The following is a 24149-nucleotide window of genomic DNA, read 5'->3' as shown; positions in this document are numbered from 1 at the left end:
CGATAAGAAACACAAGGTTATAGCAACTTTGGCTTAGTAAGAACAGGGGGGCATGCTGAAGATAGGCCACCTTGAAAGATGACAAAGCCGGCATTAAGCCGGCTTATATCACACAGCCACCAAAGGTGCTGCATAAGAAATCGGTGCAGGCTCAGCCGCATCGAATGTCACGACCTCCCAACAATCACGATGCTTGAGTAACTCCCGAAGCAGCATGTTGTTCAGGAAATGGCCGGACTTATAGCCTTTGAACTCTCCGATCAGGCTACGACCCAAAAGATACAGATCGCCAACTGCGTCAAGAATCTTATGTTTTACAAACTCATCTTCGTAACGCAGGCCGCCATCATTCACGATACCGTAGTCATCCACAACAATCGCGTTGTCGACGCTACCGCCGAGAATCAGGTTTTTTGAGCGCAGATATTCAATATCTCGCATAAAACCAAAAGTCCGCGCCCTGCTAATTTCTTTCACATAAGACGTGCTGGAGAAATCAAGCTCTGCGTGCGTGTTCTGGCCGCGGAACAAGGGGTGGTCAAAATCGATGGTGAAGCTCACCTTGAAGCCATCATAAGGCTCAAAGCTGACCCATTTATCACCGTGTTCGAACGTCACTTTCTTTTTGATTCGGATGAACCGCTTAGGGGCTGGAAGCTCCTGAATGCCAGCGGATTGAATCAAGAACACGAAGGGCGCAGCACTACCATCCATGATGGGCACTTCTGCTGCAGACAGCTCAACATAGGCGTTATCTATGCCAAGCCCAGCAAAAGCAGACATCAAATGCTCTACGGTAGCTACCCGGATTCCATTGTCGACGAGATTTGTGGAGAGGGTTGTGTCGCCAACAGTTTCTGCCCAAGCCTTGATTTCTACCTCCGGATCAATATCAACCCGTCGGAATACCACGCCAGTATCAGCGGGAGCAGGCTTCAAAGTCATGTAAACTTTTTCGCCGGTATGCAAACCCACACCGGTAGCCCGAATACTGTTTTTCAGGGTGCGTTGTTTAATCATGCCGAAGCCAAATACCTTAAACCCAAAAAAGACTAAGCGGCCATTCTATCATTACAAGTTAGCACTGGCCATTGGGGAAACGCTTAGATAAAAAGCGTTACCCTCAATCTGCCTGGCGACGCAAAAATGCAGGAATATCAAGGTATTCCATGCTGTCTTTCGGCGGCGTTTGACGAGCAGCATCCTTGGAGGTAACCGGCGCAGGTGCTGCAGGCTCTCCACGACGCATAACGGCAGGAATCTCCAACTGCTCATAGTTATCAGGCAGCTTGGCCTTACCGCTTGGGTTAGCCGTTACCACTTTGATCTGTGGTTCAGGCTTGGTTCCCAGACCCGTCGCGACGACCGTCACACGCAGCTCATCACTCATTTCCGGGTCAATAACAGTACCTACAACGATAGTAGCCTCGTCGGAAGCAAACTCTTCAACAGTGTTACCTACTTCAGAGAATTCGCCCAACGCCAAATCCAGGCCCGCTGTAATGTTGACGAGAATACCCTTGGCGCCACACAGATCGATGTCTTCCAGCAGAGGACTACGAATTGCCGCTTCTGCCGCTTCACGTGCACGCCCTTCGCCACGAGCACTCCCCGTACCCATCATCGCCATGCCCATTTCTGACATGACAGTTTTCACGTCAGCAAAGTCAACGTTGATCATACCAGGCCGGATAATCAGGTCAGCAATCCCCTGCACAGCACCTTGCAACACGTCGTTTGCTGCCGCAAAAGCATTAATCAGGGAAACATTCTTACCCAGAACAGGTAACAATTTCTCGTTAGGGATGATGATCAGAGAATCGACGTGCTCTTGCAGCTGACGGATACCTTCCATCGCAATCTGCATACGCTTGCGGCCTTCAAACGGGAAAGGCTTGGTTACCACTGCAACCGTCAGTATGCCCATCTCCTTGGCCACTTCAGCCACAACAGGTGCAGCACCAGTACCGGTACCACCACCCATCCCAGCAGTAATGAAGACCATGTCGGCACCTTGCATTACCTCAGCGATGCGCTCACGATCCTCGAGTGCAGCTTCACGACCAATATCAGGATTAGCACCAGCGCCCAACCCTTTGGTTATCTCACTACCCAACTGCAGCACACTGCGAGCACCCATGTCTTTGAGAGCCTGTGCATCCGTATTGGCGCAGATAAACTCAACCCCTTCAACTGAAGAGGTGACCATGTGGTTCACTGCGTTGCCGCCACCACCACCAACGCCAATAACTTTAATGACCGCGTTTTGCGGCGCTTTATCGACCAATTCAAACATCTCCCTCTCCTCCAGACCGCAAGGCCTCTCTCTCACAAGCAATAAGTTATCAGAATTTATCCTGAATCCAGCGACGCATCCGGCCCATAAAGCCTTCCTCTGGTTCACGCTTACCAGGGATAACTGAATCCATCAGCACCCGCTCTCCTCGCTCATGTTTGGCGTAGAGCAGCAGACCTACTGCAGTGGAATAAACCGGATTATTCACTATGTCAGTCAGCCCTTTAAAGCCGACTGGTGACGCCAAACGAACCGGCATATGGAAAATTTCCTCCGCCAGTTCGACCACTCCCTCCATTTTTGAAGTACCGCCGGTCAGCACAATACCCGCAGCAATCAAATCCTCATAACCGCTTTCGCGAATCTTGTTCTGAATCATTTCAAACAGTTCGGCATAACGAGGTTCAACCACTTCTGCCAAAGACTGACGAGACAGATCTCGCGCGGGTCGATCACCGACACTGGGTACCTTGATTGCTTCACTGGCACTTGCCAGCTTACCCAGTGCACAGGCGTACTTGGTCTTGATCTCTTCTGCATGTTGAGTCGGGGTACGCAATGCCATAGCAATATCGTTGGTAACCTGATCGCCACCAATCGGTATCACTGCAGTGTGACGAATAGCACCTCCGGTGAAGATCGCCATATCCGACGTGCCGCCTCCGATATCAATCATGCAGACGCCGAGCTCTTTTTCATCTTCGGTAAGCACAGCGTAACTTGAAGCCAGCTGCTCCAGCACCATGGTGTCAACTTCGAGGCCACACTGACGAATACACTTCTCGATGTTGTGTGCCGCGTTCAGTGCAGCCGTTACCAGGTGAACTCTAGCCTCCAGACGTACACCAGACATTCCGAGAGGGTCACGGATGCCCTCCTGATTATCGATGACATACTCCTGTGGCAGGATATGCAGAATACGCATCTTTTCTTTGTCAAGTTCAGGTACAGCACGTGCTGCATCGATGACACGCTCGACGTCCTGGGTAACCACCTCACGGTCGCGAATAGCAACCATGCCATGGGAGTTCTGACTCATGATATGGCTGCCTGCAATGCCAACCGTCACGGAGTGAACTTTACATCCAGCCATCAGTTCAGCTTCTTCCACCGCACGCTGAATGGAATGCACTGTCGACTCGATATTGACGACCACGCCTCGCTTCATACCACGCGAAGCATGAGAGCCAACGCCAACAATCTCAATTTCACCGTCAGGACCTACTTCCCCGACAATAGCCACCACTTTAGACGTACCGATATCCAGTCCGACAATCATATTCGTATCTGCTACACCACTCATGCTTGCATCTCTGCTTGTCGTGATAAGGTCTGGTTCCTACCAAACTCTGGATTCTGATAAATGCGTTGACTGTGCATTACGGGTTTATTCCTTTGCCATGGTGCCACAGGCTTATCTCAAGTTGACGCAGGCTGTTTCCAGCGTACGGCCACCCCGTTGGTGTGACGTACATCAATTTGCTCAATCTGACTGATTCGATCTTTCAGAGCGGCAGTATATATCGTACTGAACCGATATAGGCGTTCACGAAGGTCTTCCCGCCCCAGCAAAATACGCAGTGGCTGGTCCGCAACAATGACATCCACAGTCCAGGCTCCGCGCTTTTCCAAAATAAGATCACTGATCTTCATTTGCAGCGGGCGTAGCTGCTGACTCAGAGTAGAAAAATACCGCATAGCCTCCTGCACCTGATCATCCGGACCATACAATCTTGGCAAACCGGCCAGCTCATCCAGCTGCGCCTGTTGAGGAGTAAAAATACGTCCGACTGAGTTAACCAGTTGTTTGTCACCCCAGCGCGCAACCGGCAGCTCCTCATCAACATTGACTACCAGGCGATCAGGCCATATCCGGTGAATGTCTACCCTTTCCACCCAGGGATTCGCTTCAACCATTTTCTGGATGCTGTTGAGGTCGAGATCAAAAAATGCTCCTTTTACCTCTTCCTGCAACAGTGCGTGTAATGCTTGACCATCTACGTAATGCATATTGCCTTGTACGCTGATTTCAGTCACAGGCCGATTCAGCCAGGGCCATAGGGCTTGTCCGCCACAGATTGCGCCGACAACCAGAACGATTAGCGCCATCAGATTGAACAGCCAACCGAACCACTTTTTCCAAGGCAACCGAACCTTAGGTTTTTGCACCCGAGGTGTCAGCCTTGTCGCCCCTCGTGGACGCTCGGAAGAGCGCACCTGAAATTCGAACCCCCGGGTACTCATCGTTAACCTCTCGCCTGCGGGCTACGATCAAAAGCCGATGCCAGAATTTCCAACACCAGCACCTCCATCGACATCCCCGCCTGTTTGGCCGCCATGGGAACTAAACTATGATCCGTCATACCTGGCACGGTATTAACTTCCAACAACCAGCTTCTACCTTGCTCATCACGGATCAGATCCAACCGTCCCCAACCATGACACCCAATAACATCAAAGGCTTGCTGACAGATTCTCGTCAATTCTGTAAGTTCTGCAATATCTAAGCCAGTATCAAAATTGTAACGAGTGTCATTTGCCAGGTATTTGGCATCATAGTCATAGAATTCATGCGTCGTCTGGAGCCAGATAGGCGTTAGCACTTTGCCATTTACAATCGCAACAGTTAACTCCTTACCACTTATCCAGGGTTCTGCCATGATCATCGAGTCATGCCTCCCCGCGACCAGGCACGCATCACCCAACATTTTCTCGGAGTTAACCTTCATCAGACCGACACTGGAACCTTCATGCACAGGCTTGATTGCCAAGGGTAACCCCAGCTGGCTAATCAGCCCGGCAGGGTCTGTCTCTGCATTGATCAGACTGGATGGCTTGGTAGGTAGCCCCAAAGCATGCCAAACCAGCTTGGTACGCCATTTGTCCATAGCCAGAGCAGAAGCAGCCACGCCACTACCGGTGTAGGGCTTACCCAGCATTTGCAATGCTGCCTGCACCACGCCATCCTCACCACCGCGGCCATGCAGTATGATAAAGGCCGTATCAAACTCTAATGATGCCAACTGTTGCAGCAGGTTACTGTCAGCCTCCACGAGGAAATCCACCGCAAAAGCATCAACTCCAGCACTTTGTAAAGCAGCTAAAACGGCCTTACCACTCTTGAGTGAAACCTCCCTTTCAGCAGACTCACCCCCCATCAGTACTGCAACCCTGCCAGCCTGCCTGATCAACGCCTGCTGAGCGTTCATGGCTTGTTACCTGCTTCACGAGCTAGTTGCTGGGCCAAGCCACTGATATCGCCTGCACCCTGGGTCAACACCAAATCACCGTTCTGAATCAGATTAGGCAGAATGGCCATGGCTTCTGCTGCATTCTCAGCATAAACCGGCTCCACCTGCCCACGCTGACGAATACTACGGCACAGGCTGCGACTATCGGCTCCCTGTATAGGCTCTTCACCAGCTGAATACACTTCCATAAGAATCAGCGTATCGACCTCTGACAGGACTTGAACAAAGTCCTCATAGAGATCGCGGGTGCGAGTGTACCGGTGAGGCTGATAGACCATCACAAGACGGCGTCCTGGCCAACCATCACGGAATGCCTTAATGGTTGCAGCAACCTCGCGCGGATGATGACCGTAGTCGTCAACCAGCGTAGCCGTACCGCCGTCCTTGCTGGGCAACTCTGCCAGTACCTGAAAACGCCGGCCAACCCCCATGAATTGCTGTAAAGCGATGGCAATCTGCTCATCCGCTACACCCTCATCACGGGCAATCGCAATAGTAGCCAGAGCATTGAGGACGTTATGCTGTCCGGGCAGGTTGAGGGTAATGGTCAGATCAGGCGATCCTTTGGTTACCACCATAAAACGAGTACGCAGACCATCCTGTTCAACATCAACAGCTCGTACATCAGCGTCCTCACTGAAACCGTAGGTGACAGTCGGCCGGCTAATCTGTGGCAATAATTCACGAATCACCGGGTCATCGACACAGACCACGGCCAATCCATAGAACGGCAAGTTATGCAGAAAATCGATAAAGGTCTGCTTCAGGCGACCAAAATCACCGCCATAGGTGTCCATATGATCTGCATCAATGTTGGTCACCACCGCAATCATGGGTTGCAGGTGCAGGAAAGACGCATCGCTTTCGTCTGCCTCTGCCACCAGATAACGACTGGCCCCCAACTTGGCATTAGTGCCGGCACTGGTCAGACGTCCGCCGATAACATAGGTCGGATCAAGTCCGCCCTGAGTAAGGACAGATGCAACCAAGCTGGTGGTTGTGGTCTTGCCATGTGTCCCCGCGATCGCAATACCATGACGATACCGCATGAGCTCAGCCAGCATTTCTGCACGACGCACCACCGGCACTCGCATCTCACGGGCAGCCACTAGTTCAGGGTTATCAGCCTTTACCGCAGAAGAAATGACCACCACATCAACATCGCTGATGTTTTCTGCCTTATGACCGATGACGATACGAGCCCCCTGCTCCTCCAGTCGGCTGGTGGTGGCGGAGGGCTTGAGATCTGAGCCAGAGATCAGATAACCCTGATTCAGCAATACTTCAGCAATACCACACATGCCTACGCCCCCGATTCCCACGAAATGGATACGACGTATGCGGCGCATCTCTGGAATGCCGGTGACTCCGTTAACTTCAGCCAAGACTGATCTCCTTACATACCTCTGCAACGCGCTCTGCTGCTTCGGGCTTTGACTGCGCATAAGCCGCTTCCGCCATGTGCTGCAATGCCGACCGCTGTTGCAGGCGGTTCAAATACAAGTCTTTGAGACTTTCGACCGACAGTGCAGCTTGCTGAATCAACACTGCCGCACCGGCGTTTTCCAAATGTCTGCCATTAGCCGTCTGATGGTCATCGACCGCAAAGGGAAACGGGATCAATACCGAGGCTACACCAGCGGCACTCAGCTCACTGACAGTCAGCGCCCCCGAGCGACAGATCACCAGATCGGCCCAGCCATAGGCGTCTGCCATGTCATCGATGAAAGGCACTATACGGGCGGCCATACCCTGCTCCTGATAAAAGCTCCGGGTTGCTTCCAGATGACGCTCCCCAGTCTGATGCCAGACTTCAGGGCGAACTTCTTCAGACAATGCGGCTAACCAGCGGGGAATGACAGCGTTGATCGCTGCAGCGCCGAGACTTCCACCCACTACCAGCACGCGAATACGGCCAGCCCGAACACCATAGCGTTGAGCCGGATCAGGCAGGCTACACACCGCTCTGCGAATAGGATTTCCTACTACCTCTGCATCAGGCAGCTTGGTCAGAGCATCTGGAAAGGCCACCAATACCCGTTTAGCCATACGTGCGAGCAGCTTGTTGGTCATGCCTGGAACGGCATTCTGCTCATGGATGACCAGAGGGCGGCCCAGTAACTTTGCCGCCAGACCACCCGGGCCACTGGCAAAGCCACCCATACCCAGCACTACATTTGGCTTGAGGCTACTGACGACCTTGAGTGCCTGGCCACAGGCGCGCGCCAACAAAAAGGGGGCCTTGAGCAGCTTCACCATACCCTTGCCACGCAAACCACTCACCTGAATGGCATGCAGCGGGATCTCAGCTTGTGGCACGATTTTGGCCTCAATACCTGCCATAGTTCCCAGCCAGTGAATCTGGTACCCCTGCTGGCGCAACCGCTCTGCAGTAGCCAGGGCGGGGAATACATGCCCACCGGTACCACCGGCCATGATCAGGGCAACCTTGGGTTTCTCACTAACCATGCGCTCCTCCCAGTTGAGCTCGTCGTAACGCTTCCTTACGTCCCTCATGATCAATGCGGAGCAGAATGGAAATCAGCATCAGACAGATAACCAGACTACTGCCGCCATAGGAAATCAGTGGCAACGTCAAACCTTTGGTAGGCAGCACTCCAATATTCACACCGATGTTAATAAAGGCTTGCCCCGCGATCAGCAGTGCGGTGCCATACGCCATGAAAGCAGAAAAATGCTGACCTAACTGCTCTACCCGCTGCCCGATGCGGAATGCACGATATACCAACCAGGCATAGAGACAGATAACAGCCAATGCCCCTACCAGGCCAAGCTCTTCCGCCAGCACGGCATAAACAAAGTCAGTATGAGCTTCCGGCAGGTAAAAAAGTTTCTGAACACTGTTCCCCAGCCCCAGGCCGAACCAGTCGCCACGACCAAAGGCTATCTGCGCTTGCGTAAGCTGATATCCGCTACCGTACGGATCGGCCCATGGATCAAGATAAGTAAGCAGACGCTGACGTCGATAGTCTTCCATCCAGGCACCAGCACCCACCGCAGCCAGACAGCTAACGATTACCAGCCAGAATTGCCATAGGCGCATCCCGCCCATAAACACCATACCCAGCGCAATCCCCAGGGTAACAACGACAGCCCCGAGGTCAGGCTCCATCAGCATCAGCATGATTGGCAAAGCCAGTATCAACATCGCCTTGAAGAAACCAGACCACTGCGTCCTCACCTCTTCCAGACGCCGGGCCATATAGCTGGCCAGATACATCATCAGAAACAACTTGGCGACTTCCGATGCCTGAACATTGATTGGCCCCAGATGCAACCAGCGCGAGCTACCGTTTACCACCCTGCCAATGCCCGGTACCAGCACCAACACCAGCAAAGCAATTGCAATCAGCAACAGCCACCAGTGCTGACGCTGCCAGTACTCCATAGGCACTCGCCAAGTAAAACAGGCGGCAACCACTGCCACAATGATGAACGCCACATGGCGTTTGACCTGATAGAACGGATCATGAAAGCGAACTTCTGCCACTTCCATCGAGGCCGAAGTCACCATAATGACCCCTATCAGCAGCAGTGTGACGGTAATGACCAACAGCCAACCGTCAAACGGGCCGCTGATGCGGCCATACACAGGCACTTCTACAGGTTGTCCCTGGCGCCACTTACTCATGTCAGCGCCTCCACAGCCTGAGTGAATACCTCACCCCTGTGCTCATAATTCTTAAACATATCCAGACTGGCACAGGCGGGGGAAAGCAGCACCACATCCCCCTCTTGGGCGAGCGCCTGCGCCAGACTGACAGCCTGCTCCATCGACTCGGCACGGCGCACTTCAAGCCCCGTTGCACATGCAGCAATCTGCTCACCATCTCGCCCCAGCTGCACCAAAGCACGGGCAAACTTCGCCAGAGGCTGACGCAAATCCTCAAAGGAAGCGCCTTTGCCATCCCCACCTGCGATCAGCACCACCTTTCCTGCTGATGTCTGTCCAAAGCCCTGCAACGCGGCCACCGTTGAACCCACATTGGTGCCCTTGGAGTCGTTGTAGTAATTCACTCCATGCAATGCCCTAACCCAAGCACAGCGATGAGGCAACCCAGGGAACTGACGCAAAGTCTCAAGCATTGAGGCCATCGGTAAACCGACAGCATTCCCCAATGCCAGTGCAGCCAATGCATTGGCTGTATTGTGCAGCCCCTGAATGCGAACTTCGTCGGCTGCCATCAATGGCTGCATGCGGTAAGCCAGCCAGGCACGTCCCTGCTCATCGTAATCCACCCCGAATGCATTGAGATCACTGCGCCCCAGAGTGAAGAAGTGTTGTTTTACCTGTTCAGACACTAATGGGCTGGACAACGGATCGTCCTTGTTCACTACGACCTGTTTGCAGCCGCGAAATATACGGTGCTTGGCTTGATGGTAGTCAGCCATTCCATCGTAGCGGTCCAGATGGTCAGGGCTTACGTTCAGAACCGTCGCTACTTCTGCACGAAGTGAATGGGTGGTTTCCAACTGGAAACTGGAAAGCTCAAGGACATACAGGTCAACATCGACCAATGGCAAATCCAGCGCAGGTGTACCGATATTGCCCCCCACCGCTACCTGCCAGCCTGCCGTCCTGGCCATCTCTCCGACCAGCGTAGTAACGGTGCTTTTAGCGTTGGACCCCGTAATCGCGACAATGGGTGCCTTTGCTTCACGACAGAACAGCTCGATATCACCGCAGACTTTTACGCCATTTGCAGCTGCTGCCGCGATGGCCGGTGTCTTTATTGACAAGCCGGGGCTTACGATCAACTCGCTCGCAAGACTAAGGGTGCGCTCCTGCAATGGTCCGCACTCAATCGCCACATCAGGAAACTCCCTGATCAATTGTTCCAGACCTGGCGGTTGCTCACGAGTATCCACCACAGCGACACGACGGTTACGTGCCTTGAGGAAGCGGACGCAGCTGAGGCCGGTTTTACCCAGCCCCACTACTATGGTCAGTTGATCTGAGGTGATAAATTCCACCAACACATCCTCAACGAATCTTCAATGTCGCAAGCCCGATCAGCACGAGCATGACGGTAACAATCCAGAAGCGCACAATAACACGTGGTTCTGGCCAGCCCTTCAGTTCAAAGTGATGATGCAGCGGAGCCATCCGAAAAATACGGCGTCCGGTGAGCTTGAAAGAGGCGACCTGCAAAATCACGGAAACCGTCTCCATCACGAAGACGCCCCCCATGATGAACAGCACTAGCTCCTGACGCACGATGACAGCCATGGTGCCAAGTACAGCCCCCAATGCCAGAGCACCTACATCCCCCATGAAGACCTGGGCGGGATAGGTGTTGAACCACAGGAAGCCGAGGCCTGCTCCAACTACAGCACCACAGATCACCAGCAGCTCACCGCTGCCCTGTACATAAGGGATCAGCAGATATTCAGCGAATTTGGCGTTACCAGTGACATAAGCAAAGATTCCCATTGCCCCCGCCACCATGACCGTTGGCATGATCGCCAGACCATCCAGGCCATCGGTAAGGTTGACCGCATTGGAGCTGCCCACAATCACCAGATAGGTAAACACCACGAAACCCACCATTCCCAAAGGGATAGCCCAATGCTTGATCATCGGAATAATCAGGGTTGTTTCCGCTGCGGTGCTGGCCGTTGCGTAGAGAAATGCAGCGGCGCCGATGCCGCCTACTGACTGCCAGAAGTACTTCCAGCGTGCTGGCAGGCCTTTGGAGTTCTTTTCGATCACCTTGCGGTAGTCATCGACCCAGCCTACCGCACCGAAGACGAACATTACGGCCAGAACAACCCAGATATAGCGATTGTTGAGATCGGCCCACAATAGCGTGCTGATAGCGATAGAAATCAGTATCAACGCCCCACCCATAGTAGGTGTACCGGCTTTACTCAGGTGACTCTGAGGGCCGTCATTGCGCACAGCCTGACCAATCTGGTACTGGCGCAAGGTACGAATCATCAGCGGGCCAATAGCCAGTGAAAGCCCCAGCGCCGTCAGCACACCCAGGATGCCGCGCAGGGTCAGATACTGGAATACAGCAAAGCCGGTGTGATACTCACTGAGCCAGGTAGCAAGCCAGAGCAACATCTCAGTTGGTCTCCCCGCGCAAAGCCTGAATCACGACTTCCATCTGTGCACTCCGTGATCCCTTACACAGTACTACCATGCTTGCATCTACCTTATTTCTGAGCTGATCTATCAGCGTTTGCTTATCTGTAAACGAGAATGCCTGACCTTTCCCCTCACAGGAGTCGAAGCCCTCCTTGAGTGCTGCTGCAAATGGCCCACAACAGAACATCATCGGCACACCACATTCGGCGGCATAACGTCCCACGTCGAAGTGAGCATCAACCGCACTGTCCCCGAGTTCAGCCATACTGCCCAACGTCAGTACCTGTGGCCCGGGCAGCGACATTAACATATCAATCGCTGCTTTCATCGAGGCAGGGTTGGCATTGTAGGTGTCATCAAGCAGGCGCATACCATCAGCGGTAATGATCGGGAAGCAGCGCCCTGGCGTTGCCCTTACCTGCTCTAATCCTGTGGCGATATCTTCAACGGTGACGCCCTGAACAAACGCAGCAGCGGCCGCTGCGAGGGCATTGCGAATGTTGTGCTGACCCGGCAACGCCAGCTGCACAGGTGAGAAGGTCCCATCCGGCAAATGCAACTCAAAACCCCAGGTACCTACAGGCGAGATCTGAGCTTTGCACGCACGCACATCGGCCCATTCGGCATCAACACCGAAGACCAGAACATCAAGCGACTGTTCAGCGGCTCGTTGCTGCCAGATGGAAAAGTGTGGGTCGTCACCGTTAAGAACAGCGGTCCCTCCTGGCAACAAACCATCAATAATTTCACCCTTTGCCTGCACCACGCCTGCCAGTGATCCAAACCCCTCAAGATGAGCACCCGCAGCATTATTGAGAATAGACACATGCGGACAGGTCATTGCCACTGTACGGGCTATTTCACCAATCGCACTGGCGCCCAGCTCAATCACGCCATACTGGTGCTGGTCAGATAGCTGCAGTAATGTCTGCGGCGCACCAATTTCATTGTTCAGGTTACCTTTGGTAGCCAGTACGCTACCTTGCGTGGCCATGATGGCGGCCAGCATTTCTTTCACCGTCGTTTTTCCGCTACTACCGGTCACCGCCGCAACTTTGCCTGAAAAACGCTGACGGTTGGCATAGCCAAGTTTCCCTAGTGCTGTCAGGGTATTGTCGACTATAAATACCGGGAGACTCGTACTAACCGGGCGAGATGCAACAACTGCAGCTGCCCCCTGCCGCTCTACCTCTGCGATAAAGTCATGGCCATCAAAACGCTCACCGACCAGAGCCACGAAAACGCTGCCCTCTGGCACATTACGTGAATCAGTAGTCACCGACGCAACCTGTACATGTTGCCACGCTGTACCGACTGGATGTTCTGCCTCAGGCAACGCTGCGGCGATATCACTCAAAACCCAGGTACCGATCACAACGCCACTCCCAATAGCTCTGCCGCCAAAGCACGATCTGAAAACGCATGTTTGACGCCAGCAATGTCTTGATATTCTTCATGGCCTTTACCTGCGATCAGTACCATGTCGTCAGGCGACGCATGCTCCACCGCATAGCGAATGGCAGCCTCTCGATCAGTGATGATGCTCACGTGATCCAATGTCATGAAACCTGCCTGAGTATCGGCAATGATCTGCTGTGATGACTCGGTGCGCGGGTTGTCCTGCGTCAGGATGATAAAGTCGGCTTGGGACTCCACAGCCGCAGCCATCAATGGCCGCTTGCCTCGGTCACGGTCGCCGCCACAGCCAAATACGCACCACAGCCGCCCCTGCACATGCTCCCGCAGTGCGCTGAGCGCTTTGACCAGAGCATCGGGCGTATGAGCATAATCAACGACTAGTAGTGGTTTTCCCTGCTGTCTGAATGATTCCATCCGTCCGGGTACACGCTGCACCTGAGCCAACGCAGCACTGATTTGTTCAACGCTATAGCCTTGTGCGTAAAGCACAGCAGCTACTGCCAGCAGATTACTGACATTGAAACGACCCAACAGTGGGGTCGAGAAGGAGACACGCCCTCGCGGCGTCATGAATTCCAGACGCATACCGTCTGGTTCGGGATGCCATAGCCCAAGATAGATAGTTGCATCCTGCTCAGTGGCATAGGTCACCAGATTTACTGTAGGAGCAAGTACCTCAATAAAGCTGGCAGCCCAGGAGTCATCCAGATTAATGACAGCGTGCTGTAATTCCGCACACTTGAACAGACACTGTTTGGCGACGGCATAAGATGCCATATCGCCGTGATAATCTAGATGGTCACGGCTCAGGTTAGTGAAAACAGCAGTCTGAAACGTCACTCCGTCCACTCGCCCCTGAGTCAGCGCATGGGATGAGACCTCCATCGCTACCGCTTTCGCGCCCTGCTGCACCTGCATCTGTGCCATAACGCCATGCACACGATCAATATCGGGCGTGGTGTGAGTGGCGGTCTGCAACTGGCCCGGCATACCATAGCCCAGGGTACCCAGTACGGCGCAGGGCTTACCTAAAAATGCCAAAGCAGAAGCGATAAACTGACTGACGGATGTTTTCCCGTTGGTGCCCGTGACCCCAATGACATCCATCTGACGGCTCGGAAAGGCAAAATAGCAGTTCATCAACTCGCCTAATCGCGATTTAAGCTCAGCCAGTTTGATGACGGGACAACCCACCTTCTCTTCAACAGAAAGGCTGGCATCAACCAGCACCATAGCAGCGCCGCGTTCAACGGCATCCAGATAAAAGCGCTGAGCCTTGTCAGAATCCAGAACCGTAATGACGTACCAATAACCGGACTCTACGCGCCGACTGTCCAGCGTAATAGGCGCCAACGGCTGATGAGCCAACTCGACAGGGATCGGCTCTGTTGCTAACCACTCACCCAGAGTTGCAGGCTGAGAAGCACTCATGATTTTTTCCCTTGGAGCTTGATAAGACCTTCAAGATCATCCGGCGGAATATTTAGGAGACGCATAGCACCAGCAATAAACCGGCCGAACACAGGCGCTGCCACAGCTCCCCCGAAGTACTCTCCGCTGGAAGGGTCATCTATGATGATGGCTGCTACCAGACGGGGATCAGATGCCGGTGCAATACCAGCAAATACTGAAAAATAGTTGTTGGCCTCGTAACCATTCGGACCAACCTTGTGTACGGTCCCGGTTTTGCCAGCAAGATGATACCCGGGCACCTGAGCACGAGTTGCCGTACCACCACTCTCGGTTACTGTTTCCAGCATTTTTAAAACATCATGAGCTACTTCAGGTGTAACTACCTGAGTCGGCTCAACAGGACTGGCCCGCTTCACCATGGAAACAGGGAACAACTTGCCGCCATTTGCAAAGGGGACGTAGGCCCGCGCAAGCTGCAGTGGTGTAACCGTCAGGCCATAGCCGTACGACATAGTGGCCAGCTGCAGCACCTGAGTAGGCTTGTAGAAAGGCAGTTCCCCTGGCTGTTCGCCAGGAAAACCAGTTTGTGGATTTTGCCCGAGACCAAAACTATGGAAAGTCTGCCACAACGCGCCTTCCGGCAGCATCATGGAAATTTTCGACGCCCCAACGTTACTGGACTTGGTAATAATGCCAGTGATATCAAGGACGCCGTAGTTACGGTGATCAGAGATCGTCTTATAGGTAATCCGCAACCGCCCCGGGGTGGTGTCAATTTTAGTATCAGGCGTAATAACGTGATTCATCAACCCGGATGAAACGGTCAGCGCCTTCATGGTCGAGCCGGGCTCGTACATATCCGTGATTGCCCGGTTGCGTAAACTGGATGACGAAACGTCGACTCTGTTATTGGGGTTGTAGGCAGGCTGGTTAACCATAGCCAAAACCTCACCCGTCTTGGCATCCAGTACGACCATGGTTCCGGCCTTGGCGCCGTTCTCTGCAACCACCCCTTTCAGCGCCTGATACGCCAGATATTGCAGACGCAAGTCAATGGACAACACCAGATCCTTACCTGGGCGTGCCTGCTTGACCAGTTTCAGATCCTTGATATTGCGCCCCAAGCGATCGCGCAACACGTCTTTTAGCCCCGGCACACCTTCAAGCCAGGAGTCATAAGCCAGCTCCAGCCCTTCCTGCCCTTTGCCATCGACATCAGTAAAGCCAACAACATGGCTGGTCACTTCGGCGGCGGGATAGAACCTGCGATACTCCTTGCGGCTATATACGCCAGGAATGCCTAATGCCACCACCTTGGCTGCATCATTCGGCGTCATCTGGCGACGCAGATACATAAACTCTTTGGTTGCATTAAGCTTGATACGCTGAGCGAGCACATCAGCGGGTGTCTCCAGAGCCGTCGCCAGGTCAGCCCAGCGATCGGGATACTCGCTCAGTATTTGCGGTTCCGCCCATAGGGTTTCGACTGGCGCACTGATAGCCAATGGCTCGCCATTACGATCCACAATCATGCCACGATGCGCAGGAATGACCTCTTTTCGCAGCGCACGCGCATCTCCCTGAGTATTCAGGAAGTTCTGGTGTACCACCTGCAGGTTAATGAGCTGCCCCACCAGAATAAGTGCGAGCGCCCCCAGCATGCCAAGTACTATGCGTACTCGCCAGGGGAATGGCAGGCCCGTATTGGTGTTTCTCATGGCTGAACCATAATGATTGATTTGGGAGGAGGCGAAAACATGTGCAACCTGTCACGAGCGAGCGTCTCTACCCGGCTGTGTGCTGACCAGGTACTTTCCTCCAGCAAAAGCTGACCCCACTCGACCTCCAGACGATCACGCTGTCGCTCTAACTGCTGCAGCTCATTAAATTGTTTACGATTCCAATGAGAGCTCAGGATCACTGCCACAGCACTGGCAACAACCATTGCCATCAATACCGCAATCAGGATGACACGCCAGGAAGAAGCCTCAATCTTGAGTACAGGATGCATGACCAGCCGTTTTTGAGGCACAACATTCTGCACTCGAGCAGGCTGCTTGTTCACTACCGCCTGTCCCATACTAGATCCTCTCAGCTACGCGCATGATTGCACTGCGAGACCGAACATTGTCGGTTACTTCGTCAGCTTCAGCCTTTTGCGCCTTTCCCAAGGTACGCATACGGATATTGAGCATATCCTGAGTAACTGGCAGACCTCTTGGCAGCTGCTCGCCTTTGGATTCCTTGCGGATAAAGCGTTTAACTATGCGGTCTTCCAAGGAGTGAAAACTGATGACAACCAGACGACCAGAAGACGTCAACACATCGGCAGATGCGTCAAGGCAGGTTTGGATGTCGTCCAGTTCTTTATTGATAAAGATACGAATGGCCTGAAATGCCCTCGTTGCAGGGTGTTTACCTTTCTCCCAGGCAGGGTTGGCATCGGTAATGATTTTTGACAGCGTATGGGTACGCAGAATAGGTGCTACTTGCCGGGCGGCTACTACAGCCTTTGCCATTCGCCGGGAATGACGCTCTTCACCGTAAACAAAGAGCACATCAGCAATATCTTTCTCTGCTGCCGAGTTGACCCAGTCTGCAGCGCTGAGCCCCTGCGAAGGATCCATACGCATATCCAGTGGCCCGTCCTGCATAAAGCTGAAGCCGCGCTCAGGATTATCCAGCTGGGGAGATGAGACACCGAGATCAAGCAGGACACCGCTTATCTGCCCATGCAGAGAGCGCTGCGAGACTATCTCGGCGAGATCAGCAAAGGATGCATGAACAATTTCAAAACGAGGATCTTCAGCAAAACGTTGCTTAGCCACCGCAATGGCATCAGGATCCTTGTCAATAGCTATTAGCCTGCCGTTAGCAGACAGCCGCTGAAGAATGCGTGAAGAGTGGCCGCCACGGCCGAAGGTGCCGTCAATGTAGACGCCATCACTATTGGTCACCAGCTGATCGACAGCCTCGTCCAAGAGTACTGTTACGTGCTGATAGGTATCTGTCATTTGTCGCCTACAGTGCTAATTCACTTAATTCAGCTGGCAAGCCAGCCATGTCATGAGTCGGCGCGAGATACTCCTCTCGCCGCTGCATCCACATTGCTTCATCCCACAGCTCAAATCGCTGTCCCTGACCTATCAGCGCCACTTGCTTGTCCAGCCTGGCATAAGCTCGCAGCACCATTGGCAGCAATACACGACCCTGCTTATCCATTTGCACATCTGTAGCATGACCAATCAACAAGCGCTGGATACGCCTAGTCGCCGGGTTATAGCTAGGCAGTGCTTCCAGACGCGCCTGAATACCCTCCCATACTGGCAAGGGATAGAGCAGCAAACATGGATCTTCAGTATCAATCGTGAGTACCAGGTTGCCGTCACAGGCTTCTGTCAATAACTCCCGGTAACGAGCAGGAAGTGCCATTCGCCCCTTATCGTCGAGAGAAATTGATGTTAGCCCGCGAAAACTACCCATCGACCCTCACTCACTGACAACCTCCCCACTTAAACACCACTTTCTCCCACTTTTCACCACCCACACTATAGAAATGCACCATAGCATTTGCAAGGCAAAAGCCACCCAGCCACGCCTAGATGAGTGGAATTCAAGAAAGCCTAGAAAGGAGTTGGATACATATCAGAAAGGAAGGGCTGAGCCCGCCTGTAAGCCGGGTTCTGTCGAGGACAATCATTCATCTAGGGTCAGCGTCACCACTGACCTCAAGCGACCTACCCGAACCCAGCGTGGGCCACGCCTAATGGGTTCCTATTTGGTCTTGCTCCGAGTGGGGTTTACCATCGCCGTGGAGTGTTGCCACCCACGCGGTGCGCTCTTACCGCACCATTTCAACCTTACCGGTCCTTGCGGACTTAGGCGGTATACTTTCTGTTGCACTTTCCGTAGGCTCGCGCCTCCCAGACGTTATCTGGCACTCTGCCCTGTGGAGCCCGGACTTTCCTCCCCCCCTTGCAGGGCGACGATTGTCCAGCGGACTCAGCGGCGGCAAAGGATACCATGCAATTTCAAAGGTACAAGGGGCAACTGCAGATATTCTTCAATACCCCCGTTACCCGTCCCGTCTGTTAGTCACTCTGACGCGCCAGAGCCCACTGATACAATTTCTTGCGCGACTGATTAAGTATTTTTGCACCCGTTGAGGCAGCCTGGCTGATTGACAGCGACTCCAGCAGTATTTGCATGACACGCACACCCTCTGCATCCAGATCGTCATCGTCAGCAACAGATACAGAGTGCCCCTGAACCATAAGCACCATCTCTCCCTTTTGCTGATTGTGATCTGCTTCAACCTCGGCCAGCACTTCTGCAATCGAACCAGACAAAAAAGTCTCGAAGGTTTTGGTCAATTCCCTCGCCATCACCATGGCGCGCCCCTCACCCAACACCTCCACCATTGCCTGAAGCGTGGCAAGAATGCGATGTGGACTTTCGTAAAACACCAGAGTCCTGGCTTCATCTCTGACCTTTTCCAGCGCAGCCTGCCTGGCTTGCGCCTTTGCAGGCAGAAACCCCTCAAATACAAACTTGTCAGTTGGCAGGCCTGCTGCACACAGCGCTGTCACCATGGCACACGGCCCCGGTATCGGCACCACCTTGAATCCAGCCCGGCGCACCTCCTTCACCAGGTGATAGCCAGGATCGGAGATTAGAGGTGTTCCTGCGTCAGAAACCAGAGCAACACTTTCCCCTCCCATCAATCGCTGTACAATAGCGTCTGCCTGCTTGCGCTCATTGTGATCATGTACAGCCCACACTGGGGTCCGAATATTGAAATGAGACAGCAAACGCTGACTATGGCGAGTATCTTCTGCCGCAATCAGCCCAACGCTGGACAATGTGGCAACAGCACGAGGACTTAAGTCCTCAAGATTTCCAATTGGAGTGGCGACAATATATAAGGCCTGTTCTGACATGCCGAATCCAGATATTCCGATAAAAAACCAAGGCGACAGGGATTGACTGTGAGCTTATGCAATTTACGCAGCTTGGCACTATGCCTAGCAACATCTGCAAGCATCCTGCTGGCTGGGTGCGTGTCCAACTCAGGGACTCAGCCACAGAAAGCAACTCAACGAGCCAGCTCACAACAATCAATTGGCTCCATAGTAGCACGCAGCCAGACAAAGTCCGGTGAAGATCGTAACGAGTTTCTATTGCTGAACGCAGAACAGTTGTTAGATCAGGCGCGCCCTGGCGATGCCAGCATGCTGACAGACATGGTTGATGAACGATCACTCGATGCCGACCTGAAACTCGAATATGCATTCCTTCGAGCCAAGCTGGAACTCAGCCGACAGGATGGTAACCAGGCGCTCTTTTGGCTACATGACCCAATCTTCCAGCAGTCGCAGCTAAGCTCCGTCGATGAACAGCTGCTGCACCAGTTGCGTGCTCAGGCTTTCGAACTGAATCTTGACTACATTCACGCCGCCAAAGAGCGTATTCAATTATCAAGCCTGCTGGATGGCAGTCAGAAGCAGACTCAGCACGACTTGATCTGGCAAGACCTGCAACGCAGCAACACCAGCCAGCTTAGTCAAGCGAAAGGCGATGCACTCGACAGCCTCACTCAAGGCTGGCTTGAGCTGGCACTGATAATGCGCAACCAGTCTGATCTGGCACAGCAGACCAGCAACCTCATGGACTGGAAACGCGCATGGCCCAGCCACCCCGCCAGCTACCTGCTGCCGGGAGAGCTTGCCGCTCTGACCGACACCAACACCGAACTTCCTCCCAAGGTGGCATTAGTACTGCCACTGAGCGGCCAGCTAGCCAACGTCAGCCAAGCCATCCAACAAGGCTTCATGACCTCCTACTATCAGCGCCAGCAAAGCGGTCTGAATACGCCCGAAGTGGTAGTCAAGGACAGCGAAAGCTACCCGAACCTGTTGTCTTTATATCAGGATCTGAAAAGTCAGGGCGTAGAGTTTGTCATCGGCCCTCTGCGCAAAGAGCAGTTACAGCAGCTGGCTAACAGCAACCATCTCGATATCGACACCCTGGGCCTGAACGTACTGGACAACACCAGCTATCTGCCCGACAACCTCTTTGAATATGGCCTGACGATTGAAGACGAAGCCCGCCAGGCGGCCAATCAGGCTTGGCAAGATGGCAAGCGCAGCGCCATGCTTCTCACCGAACCCAGTGAATGGGCTCAACGAGCCGCCAGCGCATTTCGTCAGGAATGGCAGTCACTGGGAGGCACCATACAAGACGAATTTTCGCTGGATGGTCGCGACTCTTATGTCGATGTCTCTGCTCAATGGCTCGGTCTGAACATGACGGCCTCACAAGCCAAAGCCAGCAATGGCAGCGCACGTCACCGCCAGGATATTGATATGATTTTTCTAGTTAGCAAACCCCAGACCGCACGACAGGTAGTCCCTGCCCTGTCGTTCAACTTTGCCTCTGACATCCCCATTTACGCGACATCGCAAATTTACACTGGCAAACCCGACCCTCAGCATGATCAGGATTTGAATGGTGTCTATTTCACCATCATGCCCATGCTTCTGAAGGGAGTTAGCGGCAATTCAGCTCAGGTGCAGGACTTCTGGCAGCAGTCAGCTGGCAACGTTCTGGGGTTCTATGCCATGGGTATGGATGCTTTTGAGCTCATGCTGCGGATGCCGCTGATGAAGGAACATCAGAGCAGCCGCTTCTATGGCCAGACGGGCATTTTGGAGATGGAAGACGGCGTCATTCATCGACAACTCAGCATTGCGCGCATGCGTGACGGAGCGCCTTACCCCATCCTCACCAACCAACCACAGGACTGAGGGTGTGCGAGCATTTTGGCGCGGCAGAAGCGCTGAACAGGCAGCCTGTGATTACCTGAAGCAAGCCGGGCTGATGGTGGTGGACAGGAATATCAGGCTGGCCAATGGCGAAATCGATATTATCGTGCAGGAACAAAACATCCTGATATTTGTCGAAGTTCGCTATCGCAGTGCCAGTTCTCTGGTATCCGCTGCACAATCGGTGGGTACCAACAAGCAAAGCAGGATAATCAACGCCGCCCATGCTTACCTGCAGCACAATCCGCGATGGCAAAATCAGCTCTGTCGCTTTGATGTCATCGCTGTTGAAAACAGTGCTGATGGCTACCTATTTAACTGGCTGAAAAATGCCTTCACGACCTGAATCTGACATGACCCAACCACTCATGGAGCTGCAAGATCGCATCATTGCGCAATTTCACACCAGCATCGACGTCAAAGTCCATGCGGTTGAAACCCTTACGCCTGTAATAGCCCACGCCAGCGAGATGATGCTGCATTGTCTGCTAAATGAGGGAAAAATCCTGTGCTGTGGCAATGGTCGGTCTGCAATCGATGCCCAACTCTTCGCCACACAGCTTTTGAATCGCTTCGATCGTGATCGCCCCGGCCTGCCTGCCATGGCTTTGAGCTCGGATGCCGCCACGTTGACAGCTATCGCTAGCGAATACAGCTACAGCGATGTCTTCTCAAAACAAACTCGAGCCCTAGGTCAACCAGGAGACATCCTGTTGGTTTTGTCGTCATCAGGCCGCTCTGCCAACATAGTCCAAGCGATTCAGGCAGCCCATGACCGCGATATGATGGTTATTGCACTGACTGGCCACGATGGGGGTGATATAGCAGCACTACTCAGACCAGAAGAGGTTGAACTGCGAGTCCCTTCGGATCAGCCTGTGCGCATTCAAGAAGTCCACACCCTGATCGTGCATTGTTTATGCGACCTTATTGACCATCAGCTCTTTGGAGGAGAAGGATGAAGCACCCTTTGCTTGCAACCTTGGTACTTAGCACCATCGCTCTGCATGGCTGCTCAACTATGATATCCAATGGCCGCGAAGAACCTATTAAAGAAGACTACGGTTCACGCACCATGGGCGGGTATATCGACGATCAGGTAATCGAGACGAAAGCCAATGTAAATATCAGCAAAGGTTCAGCAGAGGTACAACACGGGCGCATCTCCGTAACCAGCATTGATGGTATCGTACTGCTGGTTGGACAGGTACCTACCCAGGCAGCAAAAGAAGAAGCAGGCAGAATAGTCCAGCAGGTTCGCGACGTAAAACAAGTACAGAACATGCTGTCTGTGGCACCGCCAGCCACACTGGTTATGCAGAGCCAAGATACCTTCATTACCACACAGGTAATAAGTAAACTCTTTTCCAACAAGAATGTACCGAGCTCACAGATCAAGGTAATTACCGAAGCTGGGATCGTTTATTTAATGGGACGAGTCACACCACAACAAGCCAACCTGGCAGTCGACTTAATCAGGCAAGTTGGCGGGGTTCAACAGATCGTTAAAGTCTTCGAGTACATTTAAACTCCAATAAAACAAAAGGCATGTTCGAGAACATGCCTTTTGTAATCAAAGAAACAGCTCAGTAGCAGCGATTACTTCACTACTTAACAACCTTCAAGTTTGGACGCTTTTTCTTGCTATCCGCGTCCTCTACTGGCTCATCACCCTTGCTAGAAACTCCATCAACAGCTTCCAGTGAAGAAGCCGTTGCCTCCTCCAGCAAACGCTGCTCCAGCAGATCCGCTCCGGGCTCCATACCAAACCCCATACCCTGACCATTTTCTCTGGCATACATCGCCAGAACAGAGGCAATAGGGGCAATTACTTGCATTGGCACTCCCCCGAATCGCGCACTAAATGTCAACTCAGCATTACCCATCTGCAGATACTGCACTGCTGACGGTGAAATATTGAGAATAATCTGCCCATCTTGAACGTGCTGAACTGGTACCTGAACCCCTGGACACTCAGCATCAACAACGACGTATGGAGTCCAACCGTTCTCAAGTATCCAGTCATACAAGGCACGAGCCAGGAATGCGCGGCTAGGTATCATAAGTAACTCTTTTCACAAACAGATAAAAGGGCATTCAGCCCAGAGCAGCATATCGCCAGCATAGTCTCAAGCACGAATCTCTTTTTCAGCCTCAGACAAGCTGGCGCGGAAAGATTCACGTTCAAACAACCGTCCCATGTATTTCAGAAGATGCTTGGCGGGCTTTTCAGGCAGCTCGATACCCAGAGCAGGAAGTCTCCATAGAATTGGCGCAGTGCAGCAATCCACCAGAGTGAACTCATCGCTCATAAAGTAAGGACGCTCAGAGAAAATCGGTGCAATAGATACCAGACTATCAGTGAGAATCTGGCGTGACTGTTCAGCTTCATCACTATTTTTATTTGCCAGGATCAGATCAACATGCTTGCACCAGTCGCGCTGGATACGATGCATCAACTGACGGCTTTCAGCACGCGCTACCGGGTAAACAGGCAGCAGCGGAGGATGCGGAAAACGCTCATCAAGGTACTCCATCATGATATTAGGCTCAAACAGCACCAACTCACGATCAAGCAATGTCGGTAATGAGCTATAAGGGTTAAGAGTGGTCACATCCTCGGGCAAATGCTCAGGATCGGTATCCAGCACATCAACAGTCACCCCCTTTTCGGCCAGTACGATACGTACGCGATGGCTGTAATGATCTTCACCGTTGGAGAAGAACGTCATTGAAGAACGCTTCGCCACAACACCCATGTTGGTAACCTCTTCTGAATAAAGATTTTTTGCACAAACGCCAACGCGGCCCTTAAAGGCCGCGCGTAAGCT

General features: G+C 53.0%; 23 protein-coding genes and 1 other RNA gene. 4 read left to right on the top strand and 20 right to left on the bottom strand.

All coding sequences use genetic code 11. From position 1 onward, the window contains the following. Positions 1 to 108 precede the first annotated feature (108 nt). From lpxC to rsmI, 18 genes are all read right to left on the bottom strand, one after another. A complete protein-coding gene (gene lpxC / locus WH50_RS08510; RefSeq protein ID WP_104156476.1) occupies positions 109 to 1020 on the bottom strand; it encodes a UDP-3-O-acyl-N-acetylglucosamine deacetylase in 912 nt (303 codons plus the stop codon). A gap of 103 nt (positions 1021 to 1123) precedes the next feature. Then, on the bottom strand, positions 1124 to 2296 hold the full coding sequence (gene ftsZ / locus WH50_RS08505) for a cell division protein FtsZ (protein WP_104156475.1): 1173 nt from the start codon (positions 2294 to 2296) through the stop codon (positions 1124 to 1126). Positions 2297 to 2345: 49 nt separating this feature from the next. Further along, entirely contained in the window at positions 2346 to 3599 is a 1254-nt protein-coding gene (gene ftsA / locus WH50_RS08500) for a cell division protein FtsA (protein WP_104156474.1), read from the bottom strand. Between the two features lie 116 nt (positions 3600 to 3715). Continuing rightward, positions 3716 to 4333: a cell division protein FtsQ/DivIB gene (locus tag WH50_RS08495; RefSeq protein ID WP_165838361.1), complete on the bottom strand. Its 618-nt coding sequence runs from the start codon at positions 4331 to 4333 to the stop codon at positions 3716 to 3718. Positions 4334 to 4542: 209 nt separating this feature from the next. Next, positions 4543 to 5505, bottom strand: coding sequence for a D-alanine--D-alanine ligase (locus WH50_RS08490; protein WP_110186922.1), 963 nt, complete (start codon positions 5503 to 5505; stop codon positions 4543 to 4545). Continuing rightward, positions 5502 to 6896, bottom strand: a complete 1395-nt coding sequence (murC, locus tag WH50_RS08485; RefSeq protein WP_110186932.1) for a UDP-N-acetylmuramate--L-alanine ligase — start codon at positions 6894 to 6896, stop codon at positions 5502 to 5504. Before murC ends, WH50_RS08490 begins: the two co-directional genes overlap by 4 nt. A gap of 28 nt (positions 6897 to 6924) precedes the next feature. Next, positions 6925 to 8016, bottom strand: a complete 1092-nt coding sequence (gene murG, locus WH50_RS08480) for an undecaprenyldiphospho-muramoylpentapeptide beta-N-acetylglucosaminyltransferase (RefSeq protein ID WP_110186921.1) — start codon at positions 8014 to 8016, stop codon at positions 6925 to 6927. Then, a complete protein-coding gene (gene ftsW, locus WH50_RS08475; RefSeq protein ID WP_110186920.1) occupies positions 8009 to 9199 on the bottom strand; it encodes a putative lipid II flippase FtsW in 1191 nt (396 codons plus the stop codon). The genes murG and ftsW overlap by 8 nt, the downstream gene beginning before the upstream one ends. Further along, positions 9196 to 10542, bottom strand: coding sequence for a UDP-N-acetylmuramoyl-L-alanine--D-glutamate ligase (murD, locus tag WH50_RS08470; RefSeq protein ID WP_110186919.1), 1347 nt, complete (start codon positions 10540 to 10542; stop codon positions 9196 to 9198). Before murD ends, ftsW begins: the two co-directional genes overlap by 4 nt. A 10-nt stretch (positions 10543 to 10552) precedes the next feature. Next, the gene (gene mraY / locus WH50_RS08465) at positions 10553 to 11638 is read right to left on the bottom strand and encodes a phospho-N-acetylmuramoyl-pentapeptide-transferase (RefSeq protein WP_104156468.1); all 1086 of its coding nucleotides are present in this window, start codon (positions 11636 to 11638) and stop codon (positions 10553 to 10555) included. A 1-nt stretch (position 11639) separates the two neighbouring features. Further along, positions 11640 to 12941, bottom strand: coding sequence for a UDP-N-acetylmuramoyl-tripeptide--D-alanyl-D-alanine ligase (locus WH50_RS08460; protein ID WP_207780232.1), 1302 nt, complete (start codon positions 12939 to 12941; stop codon positions 11640 to 11642). Between the two features lie 92 nt (positions 12942 to 13033). Beyond that, positions 13034 to 14512 (bottom strand): UDP-N-acetylmuramoyl-L-alanyl-D-glutamate--2,6-diaminopimelate ligase, encoded by a 1479-nt coding sequence (locus WH50_RS08455; protein ID WP_110186918.1) that lies wholly within the window; start codon positions 14510 to 14512, stop codon positions 13034 to 13036. Beyond that, positions 14509 to 16212: a peptidoglycan D,D-transpeptidase FtsI family protein gene (locus WH50_RS08450; protein WP_110186917.1), complete on the bottom strand. Its 1704-nt coding sequence runs from the start codon at positions 16210 to 16212 to the stop codon at positions 14509 to 14511. Before WH50_RS08450 ends, WH50_RS08455 begins: the two co-directional genes overlap by 4 nt. Next, positions 16209 to 16574: a cell division protein FtsL gene (gene ftsL / locus WH50_RS08445; protein ID WP_243410040.1), complete on the bottom strand. Its 366-nt coding sequence runs from the start codon at positions 16572 to 16574 to the stop codon at positions 16209 to 16211. Before ftsL ends, WH50_RS08450 begins: the two co-directional genes overlap by 4 nt. 1 nt (position 16575) lies before the next feature. Next, positions 16576 to 17508: a 16S rRNA (cytosine(1402)-N(4))-methyltransferase RsmH gene (gene rsmH, locus WH50_RS08440; protein ID WP_110186916.1), complete on the bottom strand. Its 933-nt coding sequence runs from the start codon at positions 17506 to 17508 to the stop codon at positions 16576 to 16578. Between the two features lie 7 nt (positions 17509 to 17515). Continuing rightward, positions 17516 to 17977, bottom strand: a complete 462-nt coding sequence (gene mraZ / locus WH50_RS08435; protein ID WP_104156463.1) for a division/cell wall cluster transcriptional repressor MraZ — start codon at positions 17975 to 17977, stop codon at positions 17516 to 17518. A 173-nt stretch (positions 17978 to 18150) separates the two neighbouring features. Further along, positions 18151 to 18499, bottom strand: an RNA gene (gene rnpB, locus WH50_RS08430) — RNase P RNA component class A. Positions 18500 to 18585: 86 nt separating this feature from the next. Then, the gene (gene rsmI, locus WH50_RS08425) at positions 18586 to 19434 is read right to left on the bottom strand and encodes a 16S rRNA (cytidine(1402)-2'-O)-methyltransferase (RefSeq protein ID WP_110186915.1); all 849 of its coding nucleotides are present in this window, start codon (positions 19432 to 19434) and stop codon (positions 18586 to 18588) included. Between the two features lie 48 nt (positions 19435 to 19482). Between rsmI and WH50_RS08420 the strand changes: the two genes are divergently transcribed. From WH50_RS08420 to WH50_RS08405, 4 genes are read left to right on the top strand one after another with little or no spacing between them, the layout of a single operon-like run. Continuing rightward, positions 19483 to 21300 carry a penicillin-binding protein activator gene (locus tag WH50_RS08420; protein WP_341476830.1) on the top strand — a complete coding sequence of 606 codons (1818 nt, stop codon included), beginning with the start codon at positions 19483 to 19485 and terminating at the stop codon, positions 21298 to 21300. Positions 21301 to 21304: 4 nt separating this feature from the next. Beyond that, the gene (locus WH50_RS08415; RefSeq protein WP_165838359.1) at positions 21305 to 21664 is read left to right on the top strand and encodes a YraN family protein; all 360 of its coding nucleotides are present in this window, start codon (positions 21305 to 21307) and stop codon (positions 21662 to 21664) included. A 22-nt stretch (positions 21665 to 21686) separates the two neighbouring features. Further along, positions 21687 to 22280 carry a phosphoheptose isomerase gene (locus tag WH50_RS08410; RefSeq protein ID WP_110186929.1) on the top strand — a complete coding sequence of 198 codons (594 nt, stop codon included), beginning with the start codon at positions 21687 to 21689 and terminating at the stop codon, positions 22278 to 22280. Further along, positions 22277 to 22846, top strand: a complete 570-nt coding sequence (locus tag WH50_RS08405) for a BON domain-containing protein (RefSeq protein WP_110186912.1) — start codon at positions 22277 to 22279, stop codon at positions 22844 to 22846. Before WH50_RS08410 ends, WH50_RS08405 begins: the two co-directional genes overlap by 4 nt. A 79-nt stretch (positions 22847 to 22925) precedes the next feature. On the opposite strand, the gene WH50_RS08400 is transcribed toward WH50_RS08405, so the two are convergent. Beyond that, entirely contained in the window at positions 22926 to 23381 is a 456-nt protein-coding gene (locus WH50_RS08400) for a ClpXP protease specificity-enhancing factor (RefSeq protein WP_110186911.1), read from the bottom strand. A gap of 66 nt (positions 23382 to 23447) precedes the next feature. Further along, a complete protein-coding gene (locus WH50_RS08395; RefSeq protein WP_104156457.1) occupies positions 23448 to 24077 on the bottom strand; it encodes a glutathione S-transferase N-terminal domain-containing protein in 630 nt (209 codons plus the stop codon). Positions 24078 to 24149 lie beyond the last annotated feature (72 nt).

The organism is Pokkaliibacter plantistimulans, assembly GCF_003194385.1.
GTDB lineage: Bacteria > Pseudomonadota > Gammaproteobacteria > Pseudomonadales > Balneatricaceae > Pokkaliibacter > Pokkaliibacter plantistimulans.
This window is presented reverse-complemented; position numbering and strand designations above follow the sequence as displayed.

Coding starts and splice junctions, on each gene's coding strand:
- lpxC (WP_104156476.1), bottom strand. CDS start 1,020: ATGATTAAACAACGCACCCTGAAAAACAGTATTCGGGCTACCGGTGTG.
- ftsZ (WP_104156475.1), bottom strand. CDS start 2,296: ATGTTTGAATTGGTCGATAAAGCGCCGCAAAACGCGGTCATTAAAGTT.
- ftsA (WP_104156474.1), bottom strand. CDS start 3,599: ATGAGTGGTGTAGCAGATACGAATATGATTGTCGGACTGGATATCGGT.
- WH50_RS08490 (WP_110186922.1), bottom strand. CDS start 5,505: ATGAACGCTCAGCAGGCGTTGATCAGGCAGGCTGGCAGGGTTGCAGTA.
- murC (WP_110186932.1), bottom strand. CDS start 6,896: ATGCGCCGCATACGTCGTATCCATTTCGTGGGAATCGGGGGCGTAGGC.
- murG (WP_110186921.1), bottom strand. CDS start 8,016: ATGGTTAGTGAGAAACCCAAGGTTGCCCTGATCATGGCCGGTGGTACC.
- ftsW (WP_110186920.1), bottom strand. CDS start 9,199: ATGAGTAAGTGGCGCCAGGGACAACCTGTAGAAGTGCCTGTGTATGGC.
- mraY (WP_104156468.1), bottom strand. CDS start 11,638: ATGTTGCTCTGGCTTGCTACCTGGCTCAGTGAGTATCACACCGGCTTT.
- WH50_RS08455 (WP_110186918.1), bottom strand. CDS start 14,512: ATGAGTGCTTCTCAGCCTGCAACTCTGGGTGAGTGGTTAGCAACAGAG.
- WH50_RS08450 (WP_110186917.1), bottom strand. CDS start 16,212: ATGAGAAACACCAATACGGGCCTGCCATTCCCCTGGCGAGTACGCATA.
- ftsL (WP_243410040.1), bottom strand. CDS start 16,574: ATGGGACAGGCGGTAGTGAACAAGCAGCCTGCTCGAGTGCAGAATGTT.
- rsmH (WP_110186916.1), bottom strand. CDS start 17,508: ATGACAGATACCTATCAGCACGTAACAGTACTCTTGGACGAGGCTGTC.
- mraZ (WP_104156463.1), bottom strand. CDS start 17,977: ATGGGTAGTTTTCGCGGGCTAACATCAATTTCTCTCGACGATAAGGGG.
- rsmI (WP_110186915.1), bottom strand. CDS start 19,434: ATGTCAGAACAGGCCTTATATATTGTCGCCACTCCAATTGGAAATCTT.
- WH50_RS08410 (WP_110186929.1), top strand. CDS start 21,687: ATGGAGCTGCAAGATCGCATCATTGCGCAATTTCACACCAGCATCGAC.
- WH50_RS08405 (WP_110186912.1), top strand. CDS start 22,277: ATGAAGCACCCTTTGCTTGCAACCTTGGTACTTAGCACCATCGCTCTG.
- WH50_RS08400 (WP_110186911.1), bottom strand. CDS start 23,381: ATGATACCTAGCCGCGCATTCCTGGCTCGTGCCTTGTATGACTGGATA.
- WH50_RS08395 (WP_104156457.1), bottom strand. CDS start 24,077: ATGGGTGTTGTGGCGAAGCGTTCTTCAATGACGTTCTTCTCCAACGGT.